At 60.5% G+C, this 9794-nt stretch carries 13 protein-coding genes and 1 pseudogene; 7 read left to right on the top strand and 7 right to left on the bottom strand.

The window, feature by feature from the left end; genetic code table 11:
* Window positions 1-228 (top strand): hypothetical protein (locus tag Q0938_RS18430; protein ID WP_299365456.1); only part of this gene is annotated, 228 nt, incomplete at its 5' end.
* Window positions 229-295: 67 nt separating this feature from the next.
* Here the strand turns inward: Q0938_RS18430 and Q0938_RS18435 are convergent.
* The 6 genes from Q0938_RS18435 to Q0938_RS18455 form a co-directional block, all read right to left on the bottom strand.
* Window positions 296-1129, bottom strand: coding sequence for a zinc ribbon domain-containing protein (locus Q0938_RS18435; RefSeq protein WP_299365458.1), 834 nt, complete (start codon window positions 1127-1129; stop codon window positions 296-298).
* A gap of 63 nt (window positions 1130-1192) precedes the next feature.
* On the bottom strand, window positions 1193-1540 hold the full coding sequence (locus Q0938_RS19495) for a recombinase family protein (protein ID WP_366942786.1): 348 nt from the start codon (window positions 1538-1540) through the stop codon (window positions 1193-1195).
* Window positions 1428-2036, bottom strand: coding sequence for a recombinase family protein (locus Q0938_RS18440; RefSeq protein WP_299365460.1), 609 nt, complete (start codon window positions 2034-2036; stop codon window positions 1428-1430). The genes Q0938_RS19495 and Q0938_RS18440 overlap by 113 nt, the downstream gene beginning before the upstream one ends.
* Window positions 2037-2066: 30 nt before the next feature.
* Window positions 2067-2309: a hypothetical protein gene (locus tag Q0938_RS18445; RefSeq protein WP_299365462.1), complete on the bottom strand. Its 243-nt coding sequence runs from the start codon at window positions 2307-2309 to the stop codon at window positions 2067-2069.
* Window positions 2310-2418: 109 nt separating this feature from the next.
* On the bottom strand, window positions 2419-3030 hold the full coding sequence (locus Q0938_RS18450) for a hypothetical protein (protein ID WP_299365464.1): 612 nt from the start codon (window positions 3028-3030) through the stop codon (window positions 2419-2421).
* 58 nt (window positions 3031-3088) lie between these two features.
* Window positions 3089-3298, bottom strand: a complete 210-nt coding sequence (locus Q0938_RS18455) for a hypothetical protein (protein ID WP_299365466.1) — start codon at window positions 3296-3298, stop codon at window positions 3089-3091.
* 284 nt (window positions 3299-3582) lie between these two features.
* Between Q0938_RS18455 and Q0938_RS18460 the strand changes: the two genes are divergently transcribed.
* Both Q0938_RS18460 and Q0938_RS18465 read left to right on the top strand, forming a co-directional pair.
* Window positions 3583-4128, top strand: a complete 546-nt coding sequence (locus Q0938_RS18460) for a hypothetical protein (protein WP_299365468.1) — start codon at window positions 3583-3585, stop codon at window positions 4126-4128.
* Window positions 4129-4146: 18 nt separating this feature from the next.
* Window positions 4147-4359, top strand: a pseudogene (locus tag Q0938_RS18465) (hypothetical protein); the annotation flags it as partial.
* A 169-nt stretch (window positions 4360-4528) separates the two neighbouring features.
* Here Q0938_RS18465 and Q0938_RS18470 read toward each other — a convergent pair.
* Window positions 4529-5014, bottom strand: coding sequence for a RidA family protein (locus tag Q0938_RS18470; RefSeq protein WP_299365472.1), 486 nt, complete (start codon window positions 5012-5014; stop codon window positions 4529-4531).
* 280 nt (window positions 5015-5294) lie between these two features.
* Between Q0938_RS18470 and Q0938_RS18475 the strand changes: the two genes are divergently transcribed.
* From Q0938_RS18475 to Q0938_RS18490, 4 genes are read left to right on the top strand one after another with little or no spacing between them, the layout of a single operon-like run.
* Window positions 5295-6665, top strand: a complete 1371-nt coding sequence (locus tag Q0938_RS18475) for an amidase (protein WP_299365474.1) — start codon at window positions 5295-5297, stop codon at window positions 6663-6665.
* A gap of 47 nt (window positions 6666-6712) precedes the next feature.
* Window positions 6713-7705, top strand: a complete 993-nt coding sequence (locus Q0938_RS18480; protein ID WP_299365476.1) for a TRAP transporter substrate-binding protein — start codon at window positions 6713-6715, stop codon at window positions 7703-7705.
* A 21-nt stretch (window positions 7706-7726) separates the two neighbouring features.
* Window positions 7727-8236 carry a TRAP transporter small permease gene (locus tag Q0938_RS18485; protein ID WP_299365478.1) on the top strand — a complete coding sequence of 170 codons (510 nt, stop codon included), beginning with the start codon at window positions 7727-7729 and terminating at the stop codon, window positions 8234-8236.
* Window positions 8237-8245: 9 nt separating this feature from the next.
* On the top strand, window positions 8246-9520 hold the full coding sequence (locus Q0938_RS18490) for a TRAP transporter large permease (RefSeq protein ID WP_299365480.1): 1275 nt from the start codon (window positions 8246-8248) through the stop codon (window positions 9518-9520).
* The last annotated feature ends 274 nt before the right edge of the window (window positions 9521-9794 follow it).

Below are 9794 nucleotides of genomic sequence, written 5' to 3' on the forward strand. Positions count from 1 at the left end.
CACGTGAAGAAGCTGTCCAGTGAAGAGCAGAAGAACCTGATCTGCGGCATCCTGGAGGACCTCGCCACAGATTCCAATGTCGAGCTGCTGTACGCCCACCTGCGCCATTGCGGACTGCCGCTCAGCCCGCGTGTGACCTCGGTTTGCCCGTTTATGTGGAGGGCACGCGTGTCTGGTCGGACTAGGACCAGAAGGAGCTCCGTAGATGCTGCGCCTCGCATCGCCTGAGACCCACCGACCCCGACAACTCACACAGCGATCATCGCGTCTAGCCAGATGCAAGCTCGCTAACGCATTAGGCATGGGTGCTGATACGATCATGGGGCCCGGTCTCGATGTACCGTTGCATCGCTTCATCGAGGTATGCGGTTGTTCGGTCCAAGTGCATGCGAGCCCCCGCAACCAGTCTTAGCGAAGATCCAACCGCCTCATACGAGGCGGCTTTTTCTTTGTCCGCAGCACACATCAGCGCCACCAGGTCGCCGGACAGATCGACATGGTGAGCCTGCGTCGCCTCGTCCCAGGACACCACCACGCGATCAATCAGCCGGTGCAGCTCGTCCGACGCGCGGCCCACGACCTCACCGGCGGACAGCGTTCTGGCCAGGTCATCGACATGCGCGCGATACAGCGCGCCCAGGTCGGCCGGAATGTTGATGATGTTGCTGCTGTCCTGCTCGGACTCGGCGATCAGTGCGGCAAGGCGGGTCTCGGTCTCGGTAAGGCCTTCCAGGATGGTCGGGTTGATGTGGCCCTGGCTGATGGCCGTCTTGAAGTTCGCCCGGGCCTCCTCCAGCCGACGGACTGCTGCGTTCCGGCTCCTGGCGCGCGTGTCTGCGCCTTTCGACTGCTCGGCCAGGTGCCGCGCGAACTCCTTGCGAAACTGCGCCATCGCCGCATCGGTCATCAGCGCGTTGCGCAGCTCGGCGAGGATCAACGCCTCGGCGCCCCCCCGTGAAACGCCAAGCATTCCACTGCAAACAGCAGGACCCTTCTCCTTGGCGTTGGCGCAATAGTAGCGCTTGTATCTGCCCTGGCCCGCGATAATCAACGAGCCGCCGCACTGCCCACATTCCAGCAGCCCGGAGGGGAGGTATTTGCGCCGGCGCGCCGCCACGCGCGCGCCCAAGCCCTGGCGTCGCGATTCTTCGGCGGGTCCGTATTGCTTTGGCCTGCGTGCCCTGGCGCGCCTTCACCTCGGCCCAGAGAGCGGCGTCGACAATCCGCAACTCAGGCGCCTCGTGGCGCACCCATTCATCTTGCGGGCGAAGCCGCGAGACGCGTTTCCCGGTCGCCGGTTCCACACCCGCTGGCCGATATAGAGGTCGTTGTTCAGGATCCCGGTGCCGCGGTCGCGGTTTCCGTTGATGGTGTTCTGCTTCCAGTGGCCGGAACCAGCCCGGGCCCGCGGAGCAGGGACACCCTCACTATTGAGAGAAGCTGCGATCTTCTGGGGCGATATTCCGTTCGCATACTCGCGGAAGATGCGGCGGATCACCTCGGCCTCCGCAGGCTGGATGACCAGCTGCCCCTTGACCACCTCTCCGTCCTCGCGCCTTTGCAGCGCGTAGCCATAGCAGCGTCCACCGCCGGATCCGCCAGCTTCCACCTGCGCCTTCACGCCGCGGTGGGTTTTCAATGCGCAGGTTGTCGAGGAACATCTCGGCCATCGTCGATGTGATGGCCATCTGCATCTTGCCGATCTCGCCCTCGCCCACTGTATGTAGGCCCACGTCGTGGAACGAGGCGACTTGGAAGAAGCTGGCAGTGTCCTTTTTCGTGCGGCTCACGTGGTCGAGGCTCTCGGCCAGGACGAGATCGAAGAGGCTCTTTGGCAGATCGGACTGCAGTCGCACAAAGTCGGCGCGATCGGAGCGGCTGCCCGAGATCTTCTCATCGGCATATTCCCCCACCACCCGCCATCCCTTGCGCCTGGCCAAGGCGCGGCAGGACGCGATCTGGTCGCGCACTGAATTCGGATTCTGCAGGTCGATCGAATAGCGGGCGTAGATCGCCACGCGCAGGGGTTCGGTCATCAATCTCGTGTCCTTCGTCGGCGTGGCAAGTTAGCCTCGCGCCAGTCTGCCGCCCAAGATGATTTTGCAGACAATCCGGCGGGTCGGCCGCTTGGGTCTTGATGCGAAAGAGAACAGGGCAGGGGACGCGTAAAACTCTCGGGATCCTCTTCTTGCCCGGGCGAAGCATCTCATTAGCATCAGGATCACTCCACCAGGCGGGTCTTCGGGCGCCTTTCCGGCTTCCCTTGCAGCTTGCTCGGCGATGAGGTCGATGATCTTCTTGAGGTTCATGAGCTTCTCTCTCGGGTCAGGACATTTGAACAACCCGACCGCGACAGAGAGCATCCGGACCGAAAAGTCATGACCCGGAGTGCGCCGGGGCTAAGGCCCCGGCGCATCACTATCCTGATCTACTGCCAAGGTGGGAACCGCGGGATGGGATCTGGTTCCCTTCCCTGTGACGCCGGATCGCCAAGAGGAGACGAGTTCCTGCGCTCCTCTCGATGATCACCACCTCCGCCCGCTGTCCAAACCGGCCCCGTCGCCAAATCGTGCGCCGCTGGCTCCGGGTGCTCCCGCAGGTCGGCGGGGGCCCCGCCTGGTAATCCCGGGTGATCTCCTTCCCCAGGGAGTGGATCAGGGCCTCCATCGACGGCTCCAGGTGCCTTGGGAGTCTGCCGATCGTCGGATCGCTGCACGACCCCCGGTCGAAACGAGTATCGTGCGCGCTGACGGTGAGCCGCCTCGAGAGAACAAAGCGGCTGGGGCGGTGCAGCCCGGCGTGCGGCCAGTCGCCTGCAGTTGCGACTTCGAGATCGAGCCCGCGATTGGCGCTCGTGTCAGCACTGGTGCCGTAGGCAAGCGTCAGGCGCGGCCCGAACGCGCCATTCTGACGGGCGATGATAAGGCAATGCCGCGCCTTTGCAATCGCGTCGCTTCCGTTGAGCGGAAATCGAAACATGGCGATGTCGCCGGGGCGCGCGGTTGCGGCCCCGTGTATGGGATCGGTCATCTGTGTCTCTGCTGGTTAGGTGAGCCCGGCGCGCGGGTGGCGTCGCGCCGGAATGGGGTTAGTCGTCGGCGCGCATGCGCTCCGCCTCGCGCAGCACCGCTAGGCGGTTCATCGCCTCGTCGAGCGCGCGGGCGCGATCGCTCACGGCGCTCCAGAGCTTCGCCTCGTCGGTGGACTGGAGGCCGCAACTGATCCCGCCACTGTCGTTCGGGACCTCGACATCCGAGGTGCCGGCGCGATGATCGGCTCGGCGGTGCGGATGACGCACCTGCCGCTAGCTCTTGAGCGATTATAAAAGCCGTCTGCTGCGTTTCGAAATCACGTTGGTCAGCATTGTCCAGTACAATGATGATTTGCATCCTTCGCCCGTGGCAGAGGTGGCCAAGTGAGCTCTGTAAGTGGTTGGCTCGATCCTGAATAGGATCGTTTAATAATAAATCTATCTTTCGAAGGTCGTACTGCTGTCGGTCAAGTTCCTTCCGCCTCTCGTTGGGGCCACGAAGCAGCGCTTCGAGCGGATTTTCTAGAAATCATGATCTTGTCAACGAGCGCGTGCGCAATCTCCCGGAATCATCGAAACTCGTTGTCGCACAGAAGGCTGCCGTAACGGCGATAAACGAAGCGAAAGCACAGCGAGAGCGGTTGGAGCAGGACGTAGATGCGCTTGTACAAAAGCTGTCTCGGTGGGCAAAGCTTACGTCCGACTATCCCGACTTCCGCGAGATTGAGAAGCTCGAAGATCGAGTGAACCAGTTCCCAAGGAATACCGGACCGGCCGCGCAACGAGCCGATGCCGAATTTCAAGAAATGGAGATGCGCGCTGTTCAGCGGCTTGGGGCGGCAGAAGCTGATGCTGTGGCGGCTATCCAGGATCGTCGCTCTGTTCCATTTGACAACAAAATGCTGGCAATGAACACTCTGTTTTTTGGAGTTCTCACCATACCTGTTTCCGCTCGCGCCGACATCTCTAGTGCGGCTGAAGTTTTTGATGCGCTTCGATTAGTAAACGTGCTGGAGGCCGTGGAGCAGCATCTGTGCGACGTGGGCTTCGTCTATGACCACTTGTCCCATCCTGCTCTAGAGACGATCGGCCGCTAAAGGCCGCCGCTCCTTGCATTCGTCCCGCCAAGCCACGACTTCGCTGATAGTCGCACGCTCTTGTTGAAGGATTTGGTGGATAAACCTTATGTGTTCCGTCATGACAGCTTCGGCATGCATCACCTCCCGAACCGTGCGTTCGGAAGGATCAACAGGCAACCTGAACCCATCGTTGTCGCCGATGAGTTCCGCTTTCTCCTCAGCCACGCCAGCCGTAACAACGCAAATTGATTCCGGTGAACCTGCAGTGCGCGGATTTCGAGCACCGGTTCATTTACGCCGCTGTGCGAAGTGGCCATCCGCTTGCGCCGGCGAGCGAGGCATTCACTACCTCGGTTCTATCAATGCTCCCGGAGGGAGAAAGAGGCGATGCGGCGCTTCTTGCACGCCTCCGCGCGCGTCAGGCATGAATTTCAACCGTCAGGTCCGCCTCGACGGGCGCGTTCAACCCGAGCTCATGTTGAGTCAGCGCCGCGCGGGCGTGTTTTCCGTTCTCTTCGCCCCATAGCTCCACAAACAGGTCGGAGGCGCCATTCAGCACCAGGTGCGGCTCGGTAAACCCGGGCGAACAGGTGACATAGCCGATCATCTTCACGATGCGTTTCACGCGATCCAGATCACCCAGGACTGCTTTCATCATCGAGAGGTGATTGATCGCCATGAGACGGGCCGATGCATAGCCCTCCTCGATTGTCAGATCAGAACCGATCTTGCCTACATACGGCAGCACGTCGTTGTCGTCCTCATCGGGCCGCGTTCCGAGCGTCCCCGACGTGTAGAGGATGTTGCCGACGACCACCCCGGGAAGGTAATTCCCTATCGCCTTGGGGCGGCGCGGCAGGACGATACCCATGTTCTTCAACCGAATTTCGGTCGTGTGGGGCATGATGATGTCTCCCAAGTTCGAAGCTGTCAGTCGGCTCCAGGGGGTAGCCAATTTCCGTGTGGTAAAGTTGGCCTGATCAGGCAACGCTGTATTGCCGCAACAGTAACACAGCAGGCGCCAAAAGAGTAAAGACCGCTTTTTTCTTTTGTATCAATCACTTCTCCCATAACGCGTGAGGCAGGATGCACGCCCAGACGCGTCCGTCTGACATAAGGGAGTGGATCGTGAACTCTAACTGCATAAGGATGAAGGAACTCGCCATAGCAGAAAGTGACAGCACGTGCCCCAAGCCTCGCTTGAAGAACTCGCCGCCGATCTTCGAGCCGGAACCGTTCGCGCTGCGGAGATCGTCGGTGAGGCGGTGGCCCGCTATGAGGCAACAGAAGATCGCCATCACGCGTACAAGACTTGGGCGGGACCACGCGCCATCGTTCAGGCGGAAGCCGTCGATGCTTTGTTGAAAACGGGAATCGACCTGGGGCCGCTGATGGGGCTGCCTGTCTCGGTCAAGGATCTCTACGGGGTTCCGGGACTGCCCGTCTATGCAGGAACGGACGCCGATTTTGGTGAGGGGTGGCAGCGTCGGGGTCCCGTCGTGGACCGCATCCTGTCCCAGACTGGAATCGTTACTGGCAAGACGCACACGGTGGAGTTCGCCTTTGGTGGATTGGGGACCAACCCACACTGGGGCACACCAGTGAACCCCTGGTCCTCACGGGGCGCGGAGCGTGCCCCCGGCGGGTCCAGCTCGGGTGCAGGGGTTTCTCTCGCGACAGGCAGCGCACTGGCTGCCTTGGGAACCGATACGGCGGGATCGGTCAGGATCCCCGCTTCCTTCAATGGACAAACCGCCTTGAAGATCACGCATGGACGCTGGTCGTTAGACGGGATCGTGCCGCTGTCTCCGTCGCTGGATACCCCGGGGATACTTGCACGCACCGCCGCCGACCTGGCGTTTCTGTTCGCAGCGATTGACGACTGCGCTCCCGTCGCAGCGCGGGACATGAGCGGGCTTCGCATCGGTGTCATAGAGAACGTGGTGTGGGAGTCAGTCGAGCCAAGGATAGCAGACAACACGCAAGCCGCTCTTTCGCAGCTCGAGGCAGCAGGTGCCAGACTACAGCCGATCCATCTTCCCAATGCCAACAGGGTACTTGATCTGTTCCGGCGCGGAGGGTTGGCTGCCCCGGAACTGCGCGGGTTTCTTGATGCAAATTATCCGGAACGCATCGAACGTCTCGATCCGGCTGTCATGGCGCGGGTGGTTGACGCGGATCAGATCAGCGCGTCGGACTACATTCAGCGCCGTGCGCTCCTCGCGGCCAGCGGACGATCTGCGGCGCGGGTCTTCGAGGATATCGACCTTCTGGTTTCGCCCACGGTCGCCATCTCAGCCCCCTTGCTCGCAGACCTCCGAGATCCGGACGCTTACCGTAGCGCCAATATGCTGGCACTCCGCAACACGGCGATCGTGAATCTCCTGGGGTGGTGCGCCACAACGGTGCCGACCGGCTTGGACGCCAATGGCATACCCTCTGGTCTTCAGATCATCGCCCCACCTCATCAAGAGGAGCGGCTCCTGGCTGCTACTCTCGGGATCGAGGCGGTGCTGGGCGCGGGTCCCGTTCTGCTGGGTCCGCCGCCGATTTGACGTCTCCATCATCAACAGCAACAAGAAGCTACCAACAGGAGAAAACGATGTTCCACCGCAAGTTCAGCACCTACGTCACCCTCGCACTTGGCACTGTGTTCGGCACCATGGCCGGCGCTGCTGATTTCGAGTTCACATTCGCCCACGTGTTGACCGAGGATACGCCCAACGCTCGCGCAGCCGTGGTCTTCAAGGAAGAGGTCGAGAAGAACTCGGACGGTCGGGTCGAGATCAATATCCGCCCGGCAGCGCAGCTCGGGGGCGATGTCGAGATCATCGAACAGACGCAGATGGGTTTGATCCATATCGCTATCCCGCCGACCGGAAATCTCGCGAACTTCAACGAGCAGATGTATCTCTTTGATCTGCCCTTCCTGATGGAAGACGAAGAGGCAATGAAACGCGTGCTCGACGGTGAGGTCGGCACGGAACTGCTGGCCACCCTGGAGGCAAACAACCTTCACGGCATCGCCATGTGGGGGGCAGGGTTCCGCCACATGACAAACAACATCCGCCCGATCAACGGCCCGGATGACCTCAAGGGTATCAAGATGCGCACGTTGCAGGCGCCGACAATCCTGGCAACTTATCGCGCCTATGGGGCCAATCCGACCGCGATGGCCTATGTCGAGGTGTACAACGGCCTGCAGCAAGGGGTGGTTGAGGGGCAGGAGAATCCGCTCGCCAACATCGCTTCGATGAAATTCTACGAGGTGCAGGACTACATGACTCTGACGGGTCATGCGTATCACACCTATGCCGCGATCATGAACAAGCAAGCGTGGGACGGCCTTCCTGATGATCTCAAGAAGGTCGTTGAGGACGCGATGATTGTCGGCCGGGACGCCGCGCGGGAGTTCACTGCTGAGTTCGAAGCCGAGGTTCTGGATGAAATTGCAGATGAGATCGAGATCCAAGAACTGACCCCGGAAGGTCGCGCCGCCTTCATCGAGGCTTCGCAGCCGATCTATGAAGAGTTTCGTCCGAAGGTTACGCCTGAACTCATGGACAAGGCCCTTGCCGCCGCGAAAGGTGAGTGAGGCTTTCGGAGCTCTGAGAACATGATCGCCTGGCTGAACCGGGTCGTTGACTGGATCGAGAACGTCTTGGTGACCTCTCTTGTTCTGATCGCGACGCTCGTGGCGATCTTGCAGGTCATCGCGCGCTACGTCTTCAACAACTCGCTCTTCTGGTCGGAGGAGCTAATTCTCTACTCGCTTATCACCATGAGTTTTCTGACCATGGGAATGGGGGTGCGTTATGCTTCGCATATCAGCGTCGACGCGGTTTATGCTTTCGCGTCGCCCCGGACCGCCAAGATTCTTCAGATCGGGGCTGCATGCCTCGGTCTGATCTTTGCTGCCGTGCTGGTTTGGTATGGCAGCAGGCTTGTCTTGAACACCTCGCGCATGGGCCAGTTGTCGCCGGCGATGCGCATACCTGTCGGATATATCTACGCAGTCATTCCCCTCGCCGGTGTCTTCATGATCCTGCGCTACCTGCTGGTGCTGCGAGATCTTCTCGTAGGGCAGGGCTACGAGCCCCCCGAAGTCGATATCAAGACGAGCTGAGGACAGGATATGGTTGGCGCACTCGTACCGGTATTCTTTGGCCTTCTGATCTTCGGCCTTCCGATCTTCGCTTCGCTGGCCTTGTCGGTCGCGGCCGTATTCTACTTTGTGGGCGGAATGGATCCCCTGCTCGTGCCGATGCGGATGTTCTCCGGCATGAACAACTTTTCGCTCATGTCGATCCCGTTCTTCATCCTCGCCGCCGAATTGATGCGGATTGGCGGCTTGTCCGACCGGCTGATCGGTCTGGCACGGGCGCTGATAGGCTGGCTACCCGGAGGCTTGGCGGCGGCCGCGGTAATGGCCTGCCTCATGTTCGGTTCGATCTCCGGATCCAGTCCGGCGACGGTGATCGCCATCGGCTCCATCCTCTATCCTGCTATGGTCAACGCGGGATACGACAAATACTTTTCGATCGGCTTGATCACCACGGCCGGCACTTTGGGGCCGATCGTGCCGCCATCGATTGCGTTGATCATCTATGGATCGGTCACCGGCACGTCCGTGGGCAATCTGTTTGCAGCAGGGCTTCTCCCGGCGCTGCTGATTGGAGCGCTGTTGATCGGATATGCGACGTGGTATTCTGCACGCAAAGGGTATCCCCGCGACGCACTGCCATCTTTTCGCAGCATCTCCGAGGCCTTTCGCCGTTCAGCCTGGGGGCTTGGGCTGCCAGTGATCCTTCTCGGGGGGATCTACTCCGGGATCTTCACACCGACAGAATCAGCCGCCGCCGCCTGCCTTTATGGCTGGTTGGTCGGCGCGGTCATCTATCGCAGCATCTCGTTCCGGGAAACCTTGGTGGTGCTGCGAAGCACCGGCCTCATCTCCGGGCCGCTTTTGCTGATCACCGCAGGGGCATCGGTCTTTTCGTGGTTGCTGGCCAGCACAGGAACACCCTCGGATCTGGCTGCCTACGTCTTGTCGGGTACGGACAACCCATTTCTGGTCATAGCCGCCTTCAACCTGATCCTTCTGGTGGCGGGGTGCTTTCTCGACAGCGCGTCCGCGATCATCATCCTGGGCCCATTGATGATGCCGATCGCAGAGCAATTCGGTGTGGATCCAATCCATTTCGGGATCATCATGCTGGTGAACCTGTCGGTGGGAATGTTGACACCGCCGGTTGGCCTCAACCTTTTCGTGGCGATGGGTGTCGCCAAGATGAGCCTCGGGCAAGTGTTCCGCGCCACGCTGCCGACTATTCTGCTGATGCTTATCGCGCTGATGCTGCTGTCCTACATCCCGGCAATCAGCATGGTGCTGCCCAACATGCTGTACTGATGAGTTCGAAACCGAGAGTCGATCTCTCGAGGCCCGCTGAGTGGCTCCACAACTTCATGCCGAGAATGCGCTGATCACAAGAGCAGGGGCAGCGGGGAGACCTTGGCCTCTGCAGATCCGATGAGGAACGCAGGATGTCGAACCCGACGATTGACGGTCACCGGCTGTGGGGCAGCTTGATGGAAACTGCCGCCTTCGGGTAACCGTCCGGTCTAACCGCTCTGCCGCGGTGTGAGAGTGCGGGATAGTGTCCACCATTGATAGTGGACATTGT

It is taken from the genome of uncultured Paracoccus sp. (assembly GCF_947496875.1).
GTDB lineage: Bacteria > Pseudomonadota > Alphaproteobacteria > Rhodobacterales > Rhodobacteraceae > Paracoccus.